Genomic DNA, 21261 nt, shown 5'->3' on the forward strand with positions numbered 1-21261 from the left:
TGAGCCAGGATCAAACTCTCCATTAAGGTCTTACCGACCCTTCGGGGGCGAACCCGAAGAGCCAAACCTTGGAAACAATCCCGGCAATGCACCACTCGGGTGCTTGCCTCAAAGAAATCCCCAGCCTTACATCCCCTGACGGGGGTGCAGGGCCTCGGGGCTGATCCGGCCTGCCGGCCGAATCGTTAAAGGCACTGGCTTTTAACACGCTGTTGAGTTCTCAAGAAACGGACACCCACCGCGCTCGGACCCGCTCTCGCGGCCCACGCTCCGGGGCAACCCTTCTAACTTACCAGACTCGCTTCCGGTGTCAAGCGGACCGATCAAGATCGATTCGTTCGACGGAGGCTTGTCCGTCTCGCGCGGCGATGTCGCGGACGCGGAGTCCGCTCGATCGTCTCGTGGGAGTGCCCTGCGGGCCGGCCACCTGTCGGCGTCCTGCATCCCGTTCCGGGCGTGTCGTTCCATCGTACAGCAGCTCGAGCGTGACTCGAACCGTTTTCCGTGTCCCGACGTCCCCGGGGCCGACCGCCTTGCGGCGTTCTGCATCCCCTCGGGGCAGAAAGAACATTAGAGCGCCCTTGTCGGACCGTCAAATCAGACCCGCGCGCCACTCTCCTCGACAGCGCTCCCGCCGAACCGTTTCATCCCTTCTCAACCCCAGTTCACAACCTATGTGCGCGAGGTCACGCTTGCGGTACCGTCGCAGGCCCGTGCTCCCGAGCGTCCCGTTCCGGTGGTTCGGTCAGTTTCCGGCGGTTCGGACGGTCGGGCGGTGCGGGCCCGCGGTCCGGCCCGGCAAGGAACCGGCCGGAGTGAGGAGGAGCGCCTCGTGAGTGTGCCCGTCGGAATCCGCGCTTCGGCGGAACGTCTGGTGGTCGCGGCGACCATGGGGCCGACGATCCATGACGTGCACGCATGGCGGCTGAAGGTCGTGCCGGGCCTGATCGAGGTCCACGCCGACCGCGGCAGGTTCCGCCCGACGGACGATCCGGGCGGGCGCGGGCTCCATCTCGGCAGCGGCGCGGTCCTGGTGAACGTGCGGCTCGCCGCGGCGCAGCTCGGGCACGCGCCCGTGGTGCGCCTCCTGCCGGACGTCGAGCGGCCGACGCTGCTGGCGACCGTCCGGCTCGTGGGACGGCAGCGGGTGACCCGGGAGGAACGGCTGCTCTACGCGGCGACGCTGCGCCCGTTCGCCCCTCCGGTCGCGGGACGGCGACCGTCCGCGGCGGCCGTCAACGAGCTCGGTGAGGCGGCGCGGCTGGAGGGCGCCAGGCTCCACGTCCTGCCGGCCGGTCCCGGCGACGGGGTCCGGCGGGCGCTGCTCGCGACGCGGGGCGACTCCCCCGCCGAGTGGCTGCGGGCGGGGCAGGCGCTGCAGCGGGTGATCCTCGCCGGGACGGTCCGGTCCGTCTCCACGTCGTTCGCGTACGGGCGGCACGGTCTCCCCCACGTCGGGGATCCGATGGAGCCGGGCGAGGTTCCGCAGGTGTCGCTCACCTTCGCGGGGACCGCTCCCGCGCGGCTATTCGAGGCGCCGGTAGGCGGACAGGACGAAGGAGAGGGGAACCGGCAGCGGATCGGGTAGCGGTCCGAGGCGTTCCCGGAGCGCCTCCTCCGGTACGTGGTGCGCGCTCGGCCCCATGCCCACGAGCGTGGTGATCTCCTCGTGGGTGAGGACGGCCTCCGTGTCCAGGCGCTCCCGGCCGTCCGGCTTGAAGTAGCCGGCCAGCGCGGCGTCGGTGCGCTCGGTCTTGCGCTCGTCGACCGAGATCAGTCCGAGCGACTCGACGAGCGGACCCAGGTGCCCCGGGGAGGGGGTCACGGCGAACAGCGGCCCGTCGGGACGCAGGACGCGGTGGAACTCGGCGGCGTTGCGGGGGGCGAACACGTTGACGACGGCGTCGGCGGCGCCGTCCCGCACCGGCAGCGGGCGCCACAGGTCGGCGACGACCGCGCCGGCGCGCGGGTGCGCCTTGGCGGCGCGGCGCGCGGCGTGCTTGGAGATGTCGATCGCGAGGCCGACGGCGCCGGGCGTCCGGTCGAGGATGCGGGCCAGGTAGTAGCCGGTGCCCGCGCCCGCGTCCAGGACGCAGCCCGGGCCGTCCGGCGACGCGGCGACCATCCGGGCGAGCCGGTCGACGATCGGGGCGAAGTGGCCGGCGCCCAGGAACTCGGCGCGCGCCCGGACCATCTCCGGGGTGTCGGCGGTGCCGGGGCGGGCGTTGCCGGGGAGCAGGTTCGCGTAGCCCTGCCGTGCGATGTCGAAAGCGTGTCCGGACGGGCAGTGCAGCCGGCCGTCCGTCAACGCGAGGTCCGCTCCGCACACGGGGCACACCAGGTATGGCACGACATCGACGAGCATCCGTCCATCATCGTCCATCCACCGGGCGGAACGGGCGGCGCGGCGGCCTTCTTTGCCATCGTGCCGCCGCGGCTTCGGTCGGACGTCCCCGTCCCGTCACCCGGCGGGCGCCGCGCTCGCCACCCGGCGCGTCCCGTCATTGCCGACCTCGGGGAACGGCCGGACGCCACCGGCCGTTCCCACCGGCACATGCTCCTCCATCCGCACACGTCCGCCCGTATGGTCCGCCCGTGCGCGTCCGCCCGCACAGGGGCACTTCGCCGGCGTCGGTCAGGACTTCATCCGGGCGCGGACGTCGTCCATGTCGAGCCCGCGGACCTGCTCGATGACGTTCTCCAGGACCTGCTCGGGCAGCGCCCCGGGCTCCGCGAAGACGATCACGCCGTCGCGGATGGCCATCAGCGTGGGGATCGAGGAGATGCCGAAGCGCTCCGACAGCTCGGGCTCGGCCTCGGTGTCGACCTTGCCGAACACGATGTCGTCGTGCTTGCCCGCCGACTTCTCGTACACGGGCGCGAACCGGCGGCAGGGGCCGCACCAGGACGCCCAGAAGTCGACCAGCACGATCCCGTCGCCCTGGGCCACCTCGTCGAAGTTGTCGACGGTCAGGTTCACGGTCGCCATGTCGGATTCTCCTCAGTCGGGGTATCAGGTCCGTAGAGCGGCTTACAGCCTCGGAGTATTCCCCCGCTGGGAATCACAGAGCGGTAATTAGCGTTGTCCCCATAGGGAGATCGCACCGGAGAAGGGTCAGGATGGCTGCAACCCGTACCAAGGGCGACAGGGTCGACGTCACCGACAAGGACCTTGTCGGGGCGTACCTCGACCGGATCGGCCGAACCCCCCTGCTGGACGCGGAGGAAGAGGTCGATCTGGCGAAGGCGATCGAAGGGGGCCTGTACGCCGAACAGCTCCTCGCCGAGGGGAACGTGCCCGAGGGCGTGTCCCGCGAGGAGCTGGAGGAGTTGACCGCGGCGGGGCTGCGCGCGAAGCAGCGCTTCGTCGAGGCGAACCTGCGGCTCGTGGTCTCGATCGCCCGCAAATACCCGACCGACTCGTTGCCCCTCATCGACCTCATCCAGGAGGGGAACCTGGGGCTGATGCGGGCGGTGGAGAAGTTCGACTACCGCCGCGGCTTCAAGTTCTCCACGTACGCGACGTGGTGGATCAGGCAGGCGATCGGGCGCGGGCTGAGTCACACGGCCCGCACGATCCGGCTGCCGGTCCACGTGGAGGAGGAGCTCTCCCGGCTGCGGCGCGCCGAGCGGCAGCTCGGCCGCGAGCTGGGCCGCGAGCCCACCCGCGAGGAGCTCGCCGGGGCGGTGGGCGCCGACGCCGAGCACGTGGACGAGCTGCTGCGCTGGCGGCGCGACCCGGCGAGCCTCGACGCGACCGTCGACGACGCCGGCGAGACGCCGATGGGCGACCTGCTCGAGGATCCCGACGCCGTCACGCCCGAGGCGGAGATCCTCGCGCTGGACGACATCGAGGGCCTCGCGCGGCTGCTGGACCGGCTGCCGGAGCGGGAGGCCGCGATCCTGCGGGCCCGGTTCGGGATGGACAGCGGCCAGCCGCTGTCGTACGCGCAGATCGGCGCCCGGTACGGCCTGAGCCACAACCGGGTGCGGCAGATCACCGACCGGTCGCTGCGGCGCCTGCGGCAGCTCGCGAACGAGACGGACCTGAGCGGCCGCCGGGCGCTGGCGGACGCGCACGCCGCGGTGCGGGGCCCCGTGCGGGCCGGTGCCGGCAGCCGCGCCGCGTGAGCGGCGGCCGCGGCCCGTCCCCACGGTCCGAGAAACATCACCGGGCGGTCCCGAACGGGGCCGCCCGGTTCGCGTTCGGGGCCGGAGGTACCGTCCGGTCCCGGGCGGATGGCCCCGCCGCGGCGGACCGTGCCATAGCCTTTTCACGTGAGTACTTCCACGCCCTCTGGGGATCTGGACGCCTGGCGCTCCCTCCCCGCCCTCCAGCAGCCCGAATGGGACGATCCGGACGAGGTCCGGGCGGTCGCGGCGGAGCTCGCCGCGCAGCCGCCGCTCGTCTTCGCCGGTGAGTGCGACCAGCTCAAGGACCGGCTCGCGGACGTGGCCCGCGGCGAGGCGTTCGTCTTGCAGGGCGGCGACTGCGCCGAGACGTTCGAGGGATCGAACGCCGACGCCGTGAAGAACAAGCTGAAGACCCTGCTGCAGATGGCGGTCGTGCTCACCTACGCCGCCAGCGTCCCGGTCGTGAAGATCGGGCGGATGGCGGGGCAGTTCGCCAAGCCGCGGTCCAAGCCGGTGGAGGCGCGGGGCGGCGTGGAGCTGCCCGCGTACCGGGGCGACGCCGTCAACGGGTTCGCGTTCGACGCCGAGTCGCGCCGCAACGACCCGCAGCGGCTGCTGAAGGCGTACCACTGCTCCGCGGTGACGCTGAACCTGTGCCGGGCGTTCACCAAGGGCGGGTACGCCGACCTGCGGCAGGTGCACACCTGGAACCGCGACTTCGTCCAGCAGAGCCCGGCGGGACGCAGCTACGAGCGGCTCGCGGGCGAGATCGACCGGGCGCTGACGTTCATGAAGGCGTGCGGGGTGAACCCGGACGAGTTCCACGGCGTGGAGTTCTACTCCAGCCACGAGGCGCTGCTGCTGGAGTACGAGCGGGCGCTGACCCGGATCGACAGCCTGAGCGGCCGCCCGTACGACGTGTCGGCGCACTTCCTGTGGATCGGTGAGCGCACCCGGCAGCTGGACGGCGCGCACGTCGAGTTCCTCCGGCACATCAGCAACCCGATCGGGGTCAAGCTGGGGCCGACGACGACGGCCGACGACGCGCTCGCGCTGATCGACCGGCTGAACCCGGACGGGGAGCCGGGGCGGCTCACGTTCGTCACCCGGATGGGCGCCGGCAAGATCCGGGACGCGCTGCCGCCGCTGATCGAGAAGGTGCACCAGAGCGGCGCCCCGGTGGCGTGGGTGTGCGACCCGATGCACGGGAACACGTTCGAGGCGCCGAGCGGGCACAAGACGCGCCGGCTGGACGACGTCCTGGACGAGGTCGCGGGCTTCTTCGAGGTGCACCGGGCGCTGGGCACGCACCCGGGCGGCATCCACATCGAGTTCACCGGCGACGACGTGACCGAGTGCGTCGGCGGCGGCCACGGGCTGGTGGAGGACGATCTGCACCAGCGGTACGAGACGGCCTGCGACCCGCGGCTGAACCGCGGGCAGTCGCTCGACCTGGCGTTCATGGTCGCGGAGCTGTACCGCAAGTCCGTCTGAGCCTCGTGCGCGCGCCCGGCCGTCCCTCCGCGGGATCGCCGGGCGCCGTCGTTCCGGGCGTCCGTCAGATGCTGACCTCGGCCCAGACGACCTTGCCGCCGGTGACCGGGTCGGCTCCCCAGGACGTGGCGAAGCGGTCGACGATGAACAGGCCGCGGTGCGACTCGTCCAGGGGGCCGGGGACGGTGAGGCGGGGCAGTTGGGCGGCGCGGTCGCGGACCTCGACGCGGACCCGCCCGGCGCCGCGCAGCAGCCGCAGCTCCAGCGCCGTCCCGGCGTGCCGGACGGCGTTGGCCACCAGCTCGGCCACGATGGCGGTGACGAGCTCCTCGCGTTCCATGAGGGCCCAGGTGCGCATGGTGCGGGCGGCGAGGCGGCGCGCGTACTCGACCGCCTCGGTCTGCGGCGCCGCGCGCAGCGTGGTCTCGGTCATCGGGTCGGTCACTCCGCCCGCTCGCCGTTCTGCATCGGGTCCCGCTCCGTCATGTCCCGAACTCCCGTGTGCCCGTCCTCGGTGTGCCGGTCACCGTCCACCGTCGGACGCCGTCTCCTCCGGCGCGTCTTCCATGAGGAAGCGGTCCAGGCCGGTCGTGCGCAGGACGTTCTCGACCCGTCCGTAAGCACCGGTGACGGTGAGCGTGGCGTTCTGCGCCCGCGCGTGCTTGTACGCGCGGACGAGGACGTTCAGGCCCGACGAGTCACAGAAGTCGACCGCGGCGAGATCGACCACGACGGCCCGCTCTCCCGCGTCGACGAGCTCGGTCAGCCGTGAGCGCAGCTCATCGGAGGAGTTCAGGTCGATGGAACCGCGCGCGGTGATCGTCGCGCGGCCGTCCTGTCGTGTCGTGTGCAAGGCAAGCCCCACGCCACCCCACCTTACCGATCGTTGGTCTCCATCATGACGCCCGCAGAACTATCAGGGCAACGTCGTCGTTCGACGGCTCGGGGCCGAAGTCGCGCACCGCTCGCTGGATGCGGGCGGCGACGGCCCCCGCGCTGAGCCCGGTGCAGCCGGCCAGCAGCCGCTCGAGCCCGTTGCCGTCCCCGAGCAGCCGTCCGCCGGAACGTCGCTCGGTGACGCCGTCGGTCACGCACAGCAGCACCTCCCCGCGGCGGAGTTCGACCGTATCGGTTTGGAAGTCGACGTCGTCGAACACCCCCAGCAGCGGCTGCGAGGACGCGGCCTCGCGGACGCCGCCGTCCGGGTCGAGGATCAGCGGCGGCGGGTGCCCGGCGCTGGACAGCCGGATGGTCACGCCGTCGCGGGCGCGGCGGGCGATGATCTCGCCGTGCAGCAGGGTGAGCAGCCGTCCGCGCTCCCCCTCGCCGAGGATGAGCCGGTTGAGCCGGCCGAGCACGTCGGGGACCGACATGTCCTCGGCGGCGAGGATCCGCAGCGCGTGCCGGGCCAGTCCGGTGACGGCGGCGGCCTCCGGTCCGGTGCCGCACACGTCGCCGATCGCGAACCGCCAGCGTCCGGGCGCGGCGTCGTCGAGCGCGGGCGCGCCGTCGCCGGGGCCGCTCTCGAAGACGTCGTAGAAGTCGCCGCCGACCTCGCTGCCCTCCCCCGCCGGCTCGTACACCACGGCGACCTCGAGGCCGGGGATCTCGGGGATCGCGGGCGGCAGGAGGCTGCGCTGCAGGGCGCTGCTCATGGCGGTCTGGGCGGAGAACAGGCGCGCGTTGTCGACGGCGAGCGCGGCGCGGCGGCTGAGCTCCTCGGCCAGCTCGATGGCGCTGCGGGCGAAGCGGTCGCCGGCGGGGCGGCCGATGAGGATGGTGCCGATGCGCCGCCCGCGCGCGATCAGCGGGAACGCGTAGACCTGGTCGGCGGCGGTGTCGCCGGCGGCGGCGCGGACGTCCTCGGGCGCATCGGCGAAGCCGTGCCAGGGCCCGGGGACGTCCATGGCGGGGGCGGGCCCGGCCTCGTCGAGCAGGGCGCGCAGGCCGTCGGCGCGGTCCTCGTCGGCGTGCCAGACGTAGGCGAGCCGGGCCGGTTCGGCTTCGGCGACGGTGTAGACGGCGCACCAGGTGGCGAGCCGGGGCACGACGAGCTGCGCGACGAGCGCCATCGTGCGTTCCTGGTCGAGGGTGCCGGCGAGCAGGTCGCTGGCCTCGGCGACGAAGCTGAGCCAGCCGCGCCAGGACCGTTCCAGCTCGCCGACCCGGGCCTTCTCCAGGGAGAGCGACAACTCTTCGGCGAGCCGTCCGGTCCGGGCCCCGTCGCTCTGGGTGAAGCGGCCCGGGGCGGTGGAGACGGCGACGAGGAGGCCGGTGAGGCGCCCCTGGGACTCCAGGGGCGCGGCCGTGACCGAACTGGCCCGCAGGGCGACGGCGATCGGGTCGGCCGCGTCCACGGCGACCCAGGGGGATCCGGCGCGGACGGCGGGGGCGAGCCCGGCGACCGACAGTTCGCCGAGCGGCAGCTCGGCGGCGGTGCCGCTGGACGCGCCCATGATGAGCCGCCCGTCGCGCTCGGTGAGCAGGATGGCCGCGCCCTCGGCGCCCAGCATCTCCCGGACGGCGGCGACGCCGTCCTGCATGGACTCGACGGCGGCGGGCGAGCGGAGCAGCCGGGCCCCGTCGGCGGGGACCTCGCCGACGCCCTCGCCGGCGACGCGCGCGTCCGCGGCCACCGCGGCGTCGGCCGCCGGGTCTGCTTCGCGGGGGCGCGCGGCGCGCTCGCGCAGGCGGTCGCGCAGCGCCGCTGCGCCGTTCGGGGACGCCGCGGCCCGGTCCCCGCCGCTCTCGCCCGTGCCGCTCTCGCCCGCGGCCGTCAGGTCGACGGGGGCGTCGGCCGGACGGGCGAGGGCCGCGTCGGCCGGCTCGGCGCGCGGCGCGCCCCGGTCGGTTTCGGCGGTCTCGGAGCCCGGGGCGTCCTCGCGGGCGGGCTCACCGGCGGACTCAGGGGCGTCCTCGTCCCGTGCTTCGGCGCCGGGACGCGGGAGGCGGAACCACACGCCCTTGGTGCGGCGGTCGTAGGAGACGCCCCACGAGTCGGCGAGCGTGGCGATGGACGGGAGGCCGCGCCCGCTGGACGCGGTGACGCCGGGCATCTCGATGCCGCGGGTGGGGTGCCGGTCGCGGACCTCGATCTCGACGTCGTCGCCCTCGAGCCGGCAGGTGACCTCGAAGGACGTCCCCGCGTAGGCGATCGCGTTGGTGGCCAGCTCGCTGGTCGCCAGGATCGCGTCGTCGGAGATCTCGTCCATGCCCCAGTCGGCGAGCACCTTCCGGACGAACCGGCGCGCGTCCGCGACCGCCGCCGCGGCGGACGGGAAGGTGGCCGACGCCGTCTGCCGATCCAACTGTCGTCCCTCGTTCGATGCGTCCACTACCCGGGTCTGGCTATCGTGACAGACTGCTCGACCGCCCGGCCAGAAGAGCCGCGCGCCGGGGCCGCACCGCGCCTCCGAGCCCGGGGAACGTCGAGCCCCCGGCCACGACACGACAGACCGTAACACGAAGACTACGTGCGAAGACTACGTGCACGGATGCGCGGTCGTTACCGTCCGTTGACCGGCAGAGTGTGATTCGGGCTCCGGGCCGTCCGGCAACGTAGAGTACAGATGCGGCCGGGAGGCCGCCCGAAGCGGCCGGAAAAGGCCCGGAGAAGGAGTCAGTGGCATCCGGTACCCCACGAACGCGGGCCAGGAGGATGAATAGCATGCCGCGCACCACGTCTCGCGCCCGCTCCGGCGGGTCGCGCGACACCACGCCGCGTTACAGCGACGCCGATCTCGCCCCCCTGCTGAAGGCGCTGGTCGCCGTGCGCGACGGGAAGGCCAAGGCCGAGCTGGATCTGCCCGGCGAGGGCGCCGTGGCGGTGGCCGGGGCGCTGCTGGAGGAGATCCGGCAGAACGGCAGCGAGCTGAACGCGGGGCTGGCCCGCGTCCGCCGGGAGATCGGCCGGGAGGGCCGGCTGGGCGGGCGGCTGACCACGGGCACGCTGAAGGGCTCGTGGGCGGGCGCGGTGGACGACGCCAACGCGATCATCGCGAAGCTGACGGACCTCTCCCTCGGGATGCACCAGGTGGTGGAGGCCGTCGCCGCGGGGGACCTGAGCCGGCGGGTCGAGCTGCGGGTCGCCGGCCGGCCGATGCGCGGCGAGCTGCTGCGCATGGCGCGGTCGGTGAACGGCATGGTGGAGCTGCTCGACCAGTTCACCTGGGAGGTCACGCAGTTCGCCCGGGAGGTCGGCACCGAGGGGCGGCTCGGCGGGCAGGCGCCGTCGCGGGGCATGACCGGCCGGTGGCGGGACGTCACGGCGGCGGTGAACGCGATGGCGGGCCGGCTCACGGCGCAGGTCCGCGACATCGCCGAGGTCACCACGGCCGTGGCGAAGGGCGACCTGACCCGCAAGGTCACGGTGGAGGCGACGGGCGAGCTGCAGGAGCTCAAGCTCACCGTGAACACGATGGTGGACCAGCTGTCGCGGTTCGCGGACGAGGTGACCCGGGTCGCCCGGGAGGTCGGCACCGAGGGGCAGCTCGGCGGCCAGGCGCGGGTGCAGGGCGTCAGCGGGGTCTGGAAGAACCTCACCGACAACGTCAACGCGATGGCGAACAACCTGACGTACCAGGTCCGCAACATCGCGCAGGTCACGACGGCCGTTGCCGAGGGCGACCTCGGCAAGAAGATCACCGTCGACGCGCAGGGCGAGATCCTGCAGCTGAAGCTGACGGTGAACCAGATGGTGGACACGCTGTCGGCGTTCGCCTCCGAGGTCACCCGCGTCGCCCGCGAGGTCGGCACCGAGGGACGGCTCGGCGGCCAGGCGCGGATGCCGGGCGTGAGCGGCGTCTGGAAGGACCTGACGAACAACGTCAACGGCATGGCGTCGAACCTGACGTTCCAGGTCCGCAACATCGCGCAGGTCACCACGGCGGTCGCGCAGGGCGACCTCGGCAAGAAGATCACTGTTGACGCGCAGGGCGAGATCCTGGAGCTCAAGGACACCGTCAACACGATGGTCGACACCCTCTCGGCGTTCGCCGACGAGGTGACCCGCGTCGCCCGCGAGGTCGGCACCGAGGGACGGCTCGGCGGCCAGGCGCGGGTCCCGGGCGTCAGCGGGGTCTGGAAGGACCTCACCGACAACGTCAACGGCATGGCGAACAACCTCACCATGCAGGTCCGCGGGATCGCGAAGGTGACGACGGCGGTGGCGCAGGGCGACCTGACGCGCCGCATCGAGGTCGACGCGCAGGGCGAGATCCTCCAGCTGAAGGACACCCTGAACACGATGGTCGACACGCTGTCGGCCTTCGCCGACGAGGTCAGCCGCGTGGCGCGGGAGGTCGGCACCGAGGGGCGCCTCGGCGGCCAGGCGATCGTGCCGGGCGCCGGCGGCATGTGGAAGGACCTCACCGACAACGTCAACGGCATGGCGTCCAACCTGACCTACCAGGTCCGCAACATCGCGCAGGTCGCGACGGCCGTCGCGCACGGCGACCTGACGCGCCGCATCGACGTCAACGCGCAGGGCGAGATCCTCGAGCTGAAGACGACGCTGAACACGATGGTCGACACGCTGTCGTCGTTCGCCTCCGAGGTCACCCGGGTGGCCCGCGAGGTCGGCAGCGAGGGGCGCCTCGGCGGGCAGGCGGAGGTCGAGGGCGTCTCGGGCACCTGGAAGCGGCTGACCGAGAGCGTCAACGAGCTGGCCCGCAACCTGACCACGCAGGTCCGGGCGATCGGCGAGGTCGCGAGCGCGGTCGCCGAGGGCGACCTGACCCGCACCATCACCGTGGAGGCGCGCGGCGAGGTCGCGGAGCTGAGCGACAACGTCAACCTGATGGTCGCGACGCTGCGGGAGACGACCCGCGCCAACGATCAGCAGGACTGGCTGAAGTCGAACCTCGCGCGGATCGGCGGGATGATGCAGGGCCACCGCGACCTGCAGCAGGTCGCCAACCTGATCATCCGGGAGCTGACGCCGACGGCGAGCGCGCAGTACGGCGCGTTCTACCTCGCGGAGCCCTCCGGCGAGGAGACCGAGCTGGCGCTCATCGCCGGGTACGGGACGCGGCGGCGGACGCAGAAGGGCACGGTCCGGTTCGCGTTCGGGGAGGGCCTGGTCGGGCAGGCCGCGCAGGAGCGGCGGCCGCTGCTGATCTCCGAGGCGCCCGCCGACTACGTCAAGATCGGCTCCGGGCTGGGCGAGGCGTCGCCGGTCAACATCATCGTGCTGCCGATCGTGTTCGAAGGGACGGTCCTCGGCGCGATCGAGCTGGCGTCGTTCGGCCGGTTCACCGACGTCCACCTGGCGTTCTTCAGCCAGCTGATCGAGACGATCGGGGTGACGCTGAACACGATCAGCGCCAACACCCGCACCGAGGCGCTGCTGGCCGAGTCGCAGCGGCTGGCCTCGGAGCTGCAGGAGCGGTCGGACGAGCTGCAGCGGCAGCAGGCGGAGCTGCGGCACTCCAACACCGAGCTGGAGGAGAAGGCGGCGCTGCTGGCGCAGCAGAACCGCGCGATCGAGATTCAGAACTACCAGATCGAGCAGGCGCGGCGGACGCTGGAGGAGCGCGCCGAGCAGCTGGCGATCTCGTCGCGGTACAAGTCGGAGTTCCTGGCGAACATGTCGCACGAGCTGCGCACGCCGCTGAACAGCCTGCTGGTGCTGGCCAAGCTGCTGTCGGAGAACCAGGGCGGGAACCTGACCGACAAGCAGGTGGAGTTCGCGCAGACGATCTACGACTCGGGCACGGACCTGCTGACGCTGATCAACGACATCCTGGACCTGGCGAAGGTCGAGGCCGGGAAGATGGAGCTGCACCCGCAGCGGCTGTCGGTGCCGGCTCTGGTCGACTACGTGGACGCGACGTTCCGTCCGCTGTCGCAGGACAAGGGCCTGCAGTTCGGCGTGGAGGTGGCCCCGGACGTCCCGGGGACGCTGTTCACCGACGAGCAGCGGCTGCAGCAGGTCCTGCGGAACCTGCTGTCGAACGCGGTGAAGTTCACCGCCGAGGGCGAGGTCCGGCTGCTGATCGAGCGCGCCGGGGACATCGACTTCACGCTGCCGGCGCTGTGGAACACCCCGGACGTCATCGCGTTCCGCGTGATCGACACCGGGATCGGGGTGAGCGCCGACAAGCTGCAGGTGATCTTCGAGGCGTTCCAGCAGGCCGACGGGACGACCAGCCGCCGCTACGGCGGCACCGGCCTCGGCCTGTCGATCAGCCGGAACATCGCGCGGCTGCTCGGCGGGGAGATCCACGCCGAGAGCAAGCCCGGGCACGGCAGCGTGTTCACGCTGTACCTGCCGGCGCAGTACAGCGAGTCCGACGGGCGCCGCAGGGCGCCGCAGGACGGCGCGGTGGCCGAGCCTGACGTCCCGGCGATCGCCCCGGCCGAGGACGCGGCGGAGGCCGCGGAGGGCGCCGCGCCCGCCGCGGAGGCCGCGCCCGCGGCGCCCGAGACCGGCCGGCGGGGCGAGCGGCGCCCGGTGCGCGGGCGGCGCCGCGCGGAGCCCGACCGGGCCGTCGAGGGCATGCTGGCGGAGCCTCCCGCGGACTTCCTGGACACCGTGCTGTCGGGCCGCAAGGTGCTGATCGTCGACGACGACGTCCGGAACGTGTTCGCGCTCACCAGCGTGCTGGAGGGCTACGGGATGGACGTCCTGTACGCCGAGGACGGGCAGGCGGGCATCGACCTCCTGCACCGCAACCCCGACGTGGCGCTGGTGCTGATGGACGTGATGATGCCGGGCCTGGACGGCTACGCCACCACCTCCGCCATCCGGAAGATGCCGCAGTTCGCCGAGTTGCCGATCATCGTGATCACCGCGAAGGTGATGAAGGGCGACCGGGAGAAGAGCCTCGAGGCGGGCGCGTCGGACTACGTGCCGAAGCCCGTGGACGTGGACCATCTCCTCGACGTCATGCGGAACTGGCTGAAGCCCTCCGTCGTCCGCTGAGGAACGGCGCCGCGGGCAGTAGGGTCTGCCGTGGGTGAACGTGTGCGGTCACGGGCCAGGACGGCGGGCCGACCGGATCGGAGGGACGCGCGTGGACGACAAGGCGAAGATCCTGCTCGTGGACGACCGCGAGGAGAACCTCATCGCGCTGGAGGCCATCCTCAGCTCCCTCGATCAGGATCTGGTCCGCGCCAGGTCGGGCGAGGAGGCGCTCAAGGCGCTGCTCACCGACGAGTACGCGGTCATCCTGCTGGACGTCGTCATGCCGGGCATGGACGGGTTCGAGACGGCGCGCGACATCAAGCGGCGCAAGAAGACCCGCGACCTGCCGATCATCTTCCTGACGGCGGTCAACAGCGACCCCGACTACGCGTTCCGCGGGTACGCGGCGGGCGCGGTCGACTTCATCTCCAAGCCGTTCGACCCGTGGGTGCTGCGCGCCAAGGTGTCGGTGTTCGTCGAGCTGCACAACAAGAACAAGCAGCTCCGCGACCAGACGACCCTGCTGCGCGAGCAGTCCGCGCTGCTGCGGGAGCAGTCGACGCTGCTGGAGGAGCGGCCGGCGGAGGAGTCGGGTCCGGCGGCGCGGCGGGCGCTCGCCGGGCGGCTGGACGAGCTGCTGAAGGCGGTCGAGGAGCAGGCGGAGCTGCTCGGCAAGCGGGTGCCGCCCGCGCTGCGCGACGAGATGGACGAGCTGGAGCGCCGCCTGTCCGGCCTGCGCGCCGCGCTCGCCGTCGACGAGGCTCCCGTGGAGGGGGCGTCCGCCGCGGGCGTCCCCGCCGAGGAGTCCTGACCGGCTTTCTCATCGCGGTGTCCTCCGAACGGCCTATGCGCGTCGCATAGAGCTGGTATACCTGTGTGCGTTCAGATCACCACGGAGCGTTACCGGAGGGACACATGACCGAGCTTCCGACCCAGATCGGGCTCCCGCTGCTGCTCGCCGACGAGGTCATCACCCTGGAGGGATGGCGCCAGGAGCTGATCGAGGGCGACCGGAACTGACCCGATCCAGGTGCGACCGAGGGCTCCCCGCCGTGCGGGGAGCCCTCGGCCGTGACCGGGACCGGAGCGGGCACACGAGACGGGGCACGGAAGTGGGCACAGAGGCATGAGCACGGCGACGGAATGGCCGGCGGCGCGCCGGGACGCGATCGTGGACCTTCTGCACGGGCACGAGGTGCCCGATCCGTACCGGTGGCTGGAGGACGCCGACGACCCGGACTGCGCCGCGTGGCTGGACGGGCAGGCGGAGGTGTTCGCTCGGCACGCCGCCGGCTGGCCGGACCGCGACGGGTGGCTGGCGCGCTTGGCGGCGGCGGCCGATGCGGGCGGCGCCGCCGTCCCGACCGGGTCTCCCCCGGTGTGGCGGCACGGCCGCCGGTTCTACCTGCGGCGGACGCCGGGCATGCAGCTGCCCGTGCTGATGACCGCCGGGCCGGACGAGCCCCCGCGTGTGCTGCTCGACCCCCTCGCCCTGGACGCGTCCGGGGCGACGACGCTCGGGGTCTGGCGGCCGTCGCACGGCGGCGGGCTGCTGGCCTACCAGATGACGCGGCACGGCGACGAGCGGCCGCTGCTGTGGGTCCTCGACGTGGCCGGCGGCGGGCTCGTGGACGGTCCGCTGGAGCCCGGCCGTCCGACCCCGGTGGCGTGGCTACGGGGCGACGCGGCGTTCTGCTACGTCGACACGCCCGGGCCCGGCCTGGAGGCGGGCAGGCGGCTGCGGCTGCACCGCATCGGCGCCGACCCCGCCGACGACCCGGTGCTGTTCGCCACCGATTTCCCGCAGCTGGCCGTCACGATCGGGCCGGACGGGCGCCGGCTCATGCTGAGCGCCGCGCCCGGCGCCACGTCGGGGAACCTGCTGTGGCTCGCCGACGCGCCCGACGAGGACGCGCGGGAGCTGGCGCCCGCGCTCGTCCACGACGGCACCGCCGACGGCGCGCGCGCCGTGCTGAAGTTCGCGCCGGACGGCGGAATCGTCGCCGTGACCGACCGGGACGCGCCGTTCGGGCGGCTCTGCGCCGTGGACCCCGCCGACCCGCGCGCCGACCGGTGGCGCACCATCGTCGCGGAGGAGCCGGGCCGCGTCCTCGCCGACTGCGCGACGCTCACCGACCCGGACTCGGGCGAACCGCGCCTGCTGACCGTCCGCAGCCGGCACGGGGCGAGCGAGCTGCGCCTGCACGCCGCCGACGGGACCGTCCTGCGGGACGTCCCGGCCCCCGGGTACGGCACCGTCGCGCGGCTGACCGCGCCGCCCGCCGGCGGCCCCCGCGCCTGGTTCGCCTACACCGACTACACCACCCCGCCGGCGGTGCACCGCGTCGACGTCCGCGACGGCTCGTGCGTCGCCGAGGACGCGCCGGACGGCGCGGAGGCCGCCGGGGGCGCACGTCCGGACGTCCGGCGGATCACCTACCGGTCGGCCGACGGGACGCCGGTGCGGATGCAAGTCCTCGTGCCGCCCGGGGAGAGCGGCCCGCGCCCGCTCATCCTGAGCGCGTACGGCGGGTTCGGCGCGTCCACCCCGCCCGCCTACTCGCCGGCGGTCGCCGCGTGGGTCGGCGCGGGCGGCGCGTACGCCGTCGCGAGCGTGCGCGGGGGCGGCGAGGAGGGCACGGCGTGGCACGCGGCGGGCCGCGGCCGCAACAAGCCCAACGCCGTGGACGACTTCACCGCGGCCGCCCGCGCGCTGGTCGACGGCGGGTACACGACGCCGGAGCTGCTGGCGATGCGGGGCTCCTCGCACAGCGGGTTCCTGGTCGCCGCGGCGCTCGTCCGCTGCCCGGAGCTGTACGCGGCGGCGGTGATCACGGACGCGGTCACCGACATGGTCCGGTACCAGCGGTTCGGGATCGGGCGGCTGTGGACCGAGGAGTTCGGCACCGCCGACGATCCCGAGCAGCTCCCCGTGCTGCTCGGCTACTCCCCCTACCACCGCGTCCGGGCGGGGACCGGCTACCCGCCGGTGCTGCTGACGTGCGCGCGGACCGACCCGCGGGTCGACTCCATGCACACGCGGAAGATGACCGCGGCGCTGCAGTACGCGACCTCGTCGGACGCGCCGGTGCTGCTGCGCTGCGAGGCCGACGTGGGGCACGGCGAGCGGTCGCTGTCGCGCTGGCTCGGCCTGCAGACCGACATCCTCGCGTTCTGCGCGGCCCACACCGGCCTGCGGCCCGCCCGGGGCGGGGAGGCCGCGGGCCGGTGAGGGCCGGCCGGGTCAGGACCCGGCGGCGAGCTTGGCGCGTGCGGCGGCGATGCGGGCCAGGGTGCGGTCGCGGCCGAGGATCTCCAGCGACTCGAACAGCGGCAGGCCGACGGTGCGGCCGGTGACCGCGACGCGGACCGGGGCCTGGGTCTTGCCGAGCTTGAGCCCGTGCTCCTGGCCGACCCGCTCCAGCCGGTCCTTGAGCTCGTCGGCGCGCCACGGGGCGTCCATGTAGGCCCGCTCGGCCGCCGCGAGGATCTCGGCGGCGGGCTCCTTCATGGCCTTGGTCCAGGACTTCTCGTCGGCCGGCGGCTCGTCCAGGAACGCGAAGTCGATCATCTCGACGATCTCCGACAGCAGCGCGATCCGGGTCTGGGCGAGCGGCGCGAGCTCGGCGAAGACGGACACGTCCACGTCGAACGGCGCCTCCTGCAGGAACGGCAGGCACTCGGCGATGAACTTCTCGACCGGCAGCGCGCGGATGTACTCGCCGTTGAACGCGCGCAGCTTCTTCTCGTCGAAGAACGCCGGGGAGGTGTTGACGTCGTCGATGCGGAACTCGTCGACGATCACGTCCCAGGGGACGATCTCGCGGTCGCCGGACGGGGCCCAGCCGAGCAGCATCAGGTAGTTGCGCATCGCCTCGGCGAGGTACCCCTCGGCGCGGTAGTCCTCCAGGGCGACCTTGTCGCGCCGCTTGGACAGCTTCTGCCGCTTCTCGTTGACGATGACCGGGACGTGCGCCCACACCGGCGGTTCCCCGCCGAGCGCCTCCCACAGCAGCTGCTGCTTGGGCGCGTTGGACAGGTGCTCCTCGCCACGCACGACGTGCGTGATGCCCTGGCTCATGTCGTCGACGGCGTTGGCCAGCAGGAACGTGACCGAGCCGTCGGCGCGGGCGATGACGAAGTCCTCCAGGACGGTGTTCTCGAAGACGGGCTTGCCGCGCAGCAGGTCGACGACGACGGTCTGGCCCTCGTCGGGGGCGCGGAAGCGCAGCGCGCGGCCGGGGCCCGGCTCCAGGCCGCGGTCGCGGCAGAACCCGTCGTAGCCCTTGTGCTGGTCGCCGGTGCGGGCGGTGACGGCCTCGCGGGTGCAGTCGCAGTAGTAGGCGCGTCCCGCGTCCCGGAGCGTGCGGGCGGCCTCGGCGTGCTTGTCGGCGTTCGCCGACTGGAAGTACGGGCCCTCGTACTGCTCGCCGTCCATGCCGAGCCAGGCGAGGGCACGGATGATGCCTTCGGTCCACTCGGGGCTGTTGCGCGACGCGTCGGTGTCCTCGATCCGCAGCACCAGCGTGCCGCCGGACTGCGCGGCCATCACCCAGTTGAACAGCGCGGACCGGGCGCCGCCCACGTGGAACATGCCCGTCGGCGACGGCGCGAATCGAACTCGGATCGAAGACGTTGAAGACATGTCACCAGCGTAGAGCGCGCGGGCACCGGATCGCGCCCCGATCGCCCGCCGCTCGGCCAAATCGGTGTCAGGACCGCTCAGGGTCGCCAGTTCGGGTCGCGGCCGGCGAGCCCGACGAGGCGGTCCAGCAGCGGCGCCGTCTCGGGGACGGGCACCTCGGGGCCGAACGCCCCGTACTCGCGGCCGACCTCGGCGGTCGGGACGAGCTGCTCCCACGCGTCCTGCACGACCTCGGGCGGGAACCCGGGGTCGCGTCCGGTGGCGACGGCGAGGTCCCAGCCGTGCACGACGAACTCACCGTAGAGGATCCCGCCGACGAACGGGGCGGGCATGCCCTCCTTGTTGCCGGTCAGGCTGGTGGTGCCCTCCCAGGCGGCGGGGTCGCGCCACGCCTCGGCCGTCCGGCGCGCCTGCTCCTCGAACCGCTCGGCCCAGCGCGGCTCGGCCGTGAAGTCGTGGTCCTCCCCCGGCCCGGTCGTCGGCTCCTTGCGGGCGGCGTTCTCGCCCCGGGACGTCCACAGGATCAGGTGGTTGACCAGGGCGCGCACGTCCCACTCGGGGTCGGGGGTGCGGTCGTCCAGCCGGGCCTCCGGTATCTCCAGCACGATCCGCGCCGCGGCCTCGGCGGCGGGAAGCATCCGGTGACGAAGGTCCATGACCCCTCCTTCGCTTATCTGTTCGAATCGACGCGGCCACGCTACGCGGGCCCGGCCGCGCCGTCTTGGAGAAACGCGACACGGCCTGGCGGCCCGCTGCGCCGACCCCTACCCGGCGGGGCGCCGGGCATCCTGGCAGGATCGGCCCCATGGCCCCTCCCGCGTCCCCCCTCGACGACCTGGCGGCGTTCCGCGAGGTCGCGGCCGAACGGCTGGCCGCGTTCGCCCACACGACCGTTCCCGACGCCCCGGGCATGCGCCGCGCGGGGGTCGTGCTGTGCGTGCTGGAGCACGACGGCGCGCCCTCGGTCGTCCTGATCAAGCGTGCGGACCGCGGCCGCAACGCCGGGCAGTGGGGGCTGCCCGGCGGGCGCGCGGAGGACGGCGAGACGCCCGAGCGCGCGGCGCTGCGCGAGTTGCGCGAGGAGATCGGGCTGACGGCGGGCGCGGCCGACGTCCTCGGCCGGCTCGACGACTTCCCGGCCGCTTCCGGGTTCGCGATCACCCCGGTCGTGGTGGCGCTGGACGATCCCGGCCCGCTCGTCCCCGACCCGCGCGAGGTCCGGTCGGTGCACCACACGAGCCTGCGCCGGCTGGCGGCCGACGACACGCCGCGGTGGGTGCCGCAGCCGGACGGCGGGAGCATGCTCCAGATGCGGTTGGCCCCGGACTGGCGGGTCCACGCGCCGACCGGCGCGCTGCTGTGGCAGTTCCGCGAGGTGGTGCTGCTGGGCGGGCGGGCGCGGGTCGCCGACTTCGCGCAGCCCGACTGGACGCGCCACTGAACCTGTCCGGGGAGCGCCCGGTCAGTCCGCGGGCCGCGCCTCGATGACGCGGTAGCCGGACGGCGGCAGCGGCCCGCCGATCGACGCGACGGACAGCCCGGCGGCCCGCGCCAGTTCCCGGAACTCGTCCTCGGTGCGCTCGCGCCCGCCCACCGACACGAGCATGTTGAGGTCGTTCATCACGGTGCCGCGGTCGTCGGGGGTGACGACCTCGGGCATCGCCTGCTCGAGGATCAGCACGCGGGCGTCCGGGCGCAGCGCGGCGCGGCAGGTGCGCAGGATCGCGGCGGCGCGCTCGTCGTCCCAGTCGTGCAGGACGCTCTTGAGCAGGTAGGCGTCGGCGCCGGGCGGCACGGACGCGAAGAAGTCGCCGGGGACGATCTCGCAGCGGCCGGCGACGTCGCCGAGGACCTCCGGCGCCGCCGCGAGGGCGGGCGGCAGGTCGAACAGCACGCCGCGCGGGCCCGGGACGGCCCGCAGGATCGCGGCGAGCAGGGTGCCGTCGCCGCCGCCGAGGTCCGCGATCGTCCGGTACCGGGCGAAGTCGTGCGCCCCGATGATCGCGGGGGCGATCGTGCGGGTGTGCTCGGCCATCGCCGCGTTGAACGTCGCCGACAGCTCCGGGTCCGCGGCGAACGACTCGAACGACGTCCGTCCGGTGACCCGCCGCCACGCGTCCTCGCCGGTGCGGAGCGTCCCGGTCATGTCGCCCCAGGACGCCCACACGTCCGGCCCGCAGAACAGCCGGACGAGCGCGCGGACGGAGCCGGGCCCGTCCGCGCGGAGCGCCCGCCCCGCGTCGGTGAGGGCGAACAGGTCGCGTTCCTTCTGCTCCACCGCGCCCAGGCAGGCCAGGCCGCGCAGCAGCCGGTACAGGGACGGCGCGTGGGCGCCGGTCCGCGCGGCGAGGTCGGTGCTCGTCCGGGGGCCGTCCGCGAGGGCGTCGGCGAGCCGCAGTTCGGCGGCGGTGTGGATGATCTGTGCGGGCATGTATCCGAATGCCATGTCCAGCAGCGCTGGTCGTGCCGACATCGATGGCTCCTCTCGTCTGCGCACGACGTTAAGGAGCCGGAGCGGGGCGCGTCTTGGACGAATGCAACCAGCGGAGACCGGCGGCCCGGGCGGGCGCCGGGTCAGCGGGCCAAGGCGCGGAGCCAGTCCCCGGCCGTCCGCAGGTGCTCGTCGGTGAGCCCGGTCATGGGGTCGATCTCCACGAGGAGGTGCTCGGCGACGTCGGGGGCGGCGGCGATGCGCTCGGTCGCGTCCGGCTCGTCCTCGAACCAGACGAACGGGCGGCCCTCCGCCCAGGCGGCGACGTGCCGCGCCTTCCACGCGCCGAGCGAGACGCCCTCGTCCGCGCCGGGGAACCGCGGGATGGGGACGTACGGGAGCGCCACGGGCAGCCCGATCCGCGGGGCGATCCACATGTTGGCGTTGTCGCACCAGTAGCTCGCCCAGGCCAGCTCGGCGCCGGTCGACTCGGCCAGGTCGAGCAGCGCCGGCCCGTGCCGCGCGTTGAGCCACAGCTCGTAGGTGATGCCGTTCGGCGAGCACCGGTGCCGCTTGAAACGGCGGCTCGGCCTCTGGAAAGGATTCAGCACCCCGTCGACGTCCAGGAGAATCACCGGCGACCCCATACCT

General features: G+C 73.3%; 16 protein-coding genes. 7 read left to right on the forward strand and 9 right to left on the reverse strand.

All coding sequences use genetic code 11. The annotated features are described in order from the left end of the window. Positions 1-832: 832 nt before the first annotated feature. Positions 833-1588 (forward strand): hypothetical protein, encoded by a 756-nt coding sequence (locus DMH08_RS15110; protein WP_125614885.1) that lies wholly within the window; start codon positions 833-835, stop codon positions 1586-1588. On the opposite strand, the gene DMH08_RS15115 is transcribed toward DMH08_RS15110, so the two are convergent. Together DMH08_RS15115 and trxA are read right to left on the reverse strand one after the other, a co-directional pair. Next, entirely contained in the window at positions 1526-2365 is an 840-nt protein-coding gene (locus tag DMH08_RS15115) for a putative RNA methyltransferase (RefSeq protein ID WP_125614888.1), read from the reverse strand. The two genes, DMH08_RS15110 and DMH08_RS15115, sit on opposite strands and share 63 nt — an antisense overlap. Positions 2366-2635: 270 nt before the next feature. Then, positions 2636-2989 carry a thioredoxin gene (gene trxA / locus DMH08_RS15120; protein WP_026402137.1) on the reverse strand — a complete coding sequence of 118 codons (354 nt, stop codon included), beginning with the start codon at positions 2987-2989 and terminating at the stop codon, positions 2636-2638. Positions 2990-3120: 131 nt separating this feature from the next. Between trxA and DMH08_RS15125 the strand changes: the two genes are divergently transcribed. Together DMH08_RS15125 and DMH08_RS15130 are read left to right on the forward strand one after the other, a co-directional pair. After that, a complete protein-coding gene (locus tag DMH08_RS15125) occupies positions 3121-4131 on the forward strand; it encodes a sigma-70 family RNA polymerase sigma factor (protein WP_026402136.1) in 1011 nt (336 codons plus the stop codon). 147 nt (positions 4132-4278) lie between these two features. Next, on the forward strand, positions 4279-5628 hold the full coding sequence (locus tag DMH08_RS15130) for a class II 3-deoxy-7-phosphoheptulonate synthase (RefSeq protein WP_026402135.1): 1350 nt from the start codon (positions 4279-4281) through the stop codon (positions 5626-5628). 64 nt (positions 5629-5692) lie between these two features. Here DMH08_RS15130 and DMH08_RS15135 read toward each other — a convergent pair whose 3' ends face one another. The 3 genes from DMH08_RS15135 to DMH08_RS15145 form a co-directional block, all read right to left on the reverse strand. After that, complete coding sequence (locus tag DMH08_RS15135; protein WP_034517645.1) at positions 5693-6061, reverse strand: ATP-binding protein; 369 nt, start codon at positions 6059-6061, stop codon at positions 5693-5695. Between the two features lie 90 nt (positions 6062-6151). Beyond that, on the reverse strand, positions 6152-6493 hold the full coding sequence (locus DMH08_RS15140; protein ID WP_026402133.1) for an STAS domain-containing protein: 342 nt from the start codon (positions 6491-6493) through the stop codon (positions 6152-6154). Between the two features lie 31 nt (positions 6494-6524). Then, entirely contained in the window at positions 6525-8936 is a 2412-nt protein-coding gene (locus tag DMH08_RS15145) for a SpoIIE family protein phosphatase (protein ID WP_233617606.1), read from the reverse strand. A gap of 350 nt (positions 8937-9286) precedes the next feature. Here DMH08_RS15145 and DMH08_RS15150 point away from each other — a divergent pair, with 350 nt between their 5' ends. The 3 genes from DMH08_RS15150 (at position 9287) to DMH08_RS15160 (ending at position 16766) form a co-directional block, all read left to right on the forward strand. After that, positions 9287-13552: a HAMP domain-containing protein gene (locus DMH08_RS15150; RefSeq protein WP_199747804.1), complete on the forward strand. Its 4266-nt coding sequence runs from the start codon at positions 9287-9289 to the stop codon at positions 13550-13552. A gap of 91 nt (positions 13553-13643) precedes the next feature. Beyond that, positions 13644-14345 (forward strand): response regulator, encoded by a 702-nt coding sequence (locus DMH08_RS15155; RefSeq protein WP_125614891.1) that lies wholly within the window; start codon positions 13644-13646, stop codon positions 14343-14345. Positions 14346-14660: 315 nt separating this feature from the next. Next, on the forward strand, positions 14661-16766 hold the full coding sequence (locus DMH08_RS15160; protein ID WP_125614894.1) for a prolyl oligopeptidase family serine peptidase: 2106 nt from the start codon (positions 14661-14663) through the stop codon (positions 16764-16766). A gap of 12 nt (positions 16767-16778) precedes the next feature. On the opposite strand, the gene gltX is transcribed toward DMH08_RS15160, so the two are convergent. Next, complete coding sequence (gene gltX, locus DMH08_RS15165; RefSeq protein ID WP_125614897.1) at positions 16779-18179, reverse strand: glutamate--tRNA ligase; 1401 nt, start codon at positions 18177-18179, stop codon at positions 16779-16781. 77 nt (positions 18180-18256) lie between these two features. Then, complete coding sequence (locus tag DMH08_RS15170) at positions 18257-18835, reverse strand: TIGR03086 family metal-binding protein (protein ID WP_051300549.1); 579 nt, start codon at positions 18833-18835, stop codon at positions 18257-18259. A 149-nt stretch (positions 18836-18984) separates the two neighbouring features. Here DMH08_RS15170 and DMH08_RS15175 point away from each other — a divergent pair, with 149 nt between their 5' ends. Then, entirely contained in the window at positions 18985-19620 is a 636-nt protein-coding gene (locus DMH08_RS15175) for an NUDIX hydrolase (RefSeq protein ID WP_026402126.1), read from the forward strand. Between the two features lie 21 nt (positions 19621-19641). Here the strand turns inward: DMH08_RS15175 and DMH08_RS15180 are convergent, their stop codons facing one another. Further along, the gene (locus DMH08_RS15180; RefSeq protein ID WP_026402125.1) at positions 19642-20652 is read right to left on the reverse strand and encodes a methyltransferase; all 1011 of its coding nucleotides are present in this window, start codon (positions 20650-20652) and stop codon (positions 19642-19644) included. Positions 20653-20753: 101 nt separating this feature from the next. After that, positions 20754-21257 (reverse strand): HAD domain-containing protein, encoded by a 504-nt coding sequence (locus DMH08_RS15185; protein ID WP_026402124.1) that lies wholly within the window; start codon positions 21255-21257, stop codon positions 20754-20756. Positions 21258-21261: the final 4 nt, after the last annotated feature.

Source organism: Actinomadura sp. WAC 06369 (genome assembly GCF_003947565.1).
GTDB lineage: Bacteria > Actinomycetota > Actinomycetes > Streptosporangiales > Streptosporangiaceae > Spirillospora > Spirillospora rifamycini.

What these genes read in the sequence shown, in the direction of transcription:
- DMH08_RS15115 (WP_125614888.1), bottom strand. Translation starts at nt 2,365, where the DNA reads ATGCTCGTCGATGTCGTGCCATACCTGGTGTGCCCCGTGTGCGGAGCG.
- trxA (WP_026402137.1), bottom strand. Translation starts at nt 2,989, where the DNA reads ATGGCGACCGTGAACCTGACCGTCGACAACTTCGACGAGGTGGCCCAG.
- DMH08_RS15125 (WP_026402136.1), top strand. Translation starts at nt 3,121, where the DNA reads ATGGCTGCAACCCGTACCAAGGGCGACAGGGTCGACGTCACCGACAAG.
- DMH08_RS15135 (WP_034517645.1), bottom strand. Translation starts at nt 6,061, where the DNA reads ATGACCGAGACCACGCTGCGCGCGGCGCCGCAGACCGAGGCGGTCGAG.
- DMH08_RS15150 (WP_199747804.1), top strand. Translation starts at nt 9,287, where the DNA reads ATGAATAGCATGCCGCGCACCACGTCTCGCGCCCGCTCCGGCGGGTCG.
- DMH08_RS15160 (WP_125614894.1), top strand. Translation starts at nt 14,661, where the DNA reads ATGAGCACGGCGACGGAATGGCCGGCGGCGCGCCGGGACGCGATCGTG.
- gltX (WP_125614897.1), bottom strand. Translation starts at nt 18,179, where the DNA reads ATGTCTTCAACGTCTTCGATCCGAGTTCGATTCGCGCCGTCGCCGACG.
- DMH08_RS15170 (WP_051300549.1), bottom strand. Translation starts at nt 18,835, where the DNA reads ATGGACCTTCGTCACCGGATGCTTCCCGCCGCCGAGGCCGCGGCGCGG.
- DMH08_RS15175 (WP_026402126.1), top strand. Translation starts at nt 18,985, where the DNA reads ATGGCCCCTCCCGCGTCCCCCCTCGACGACCTGGCGGCGTTCCGCGAG.
- DMH08_RS15180 (WP_026402125.1), bottom strand. Translation starts at nt 20,652, where the DNA reads ATGTCGGCACGACCAGCGCTGCTGGACATGGCATTCGGATACATGCCC.
- DMH08_RS15185 (WP_026402124.1), bottom strand. Translation starts at nt 21,257, where the DNA reads ATGGGGTCGCCGGTGATTCTCCTGGACGTCGACGGGGTGCTGAATCCT.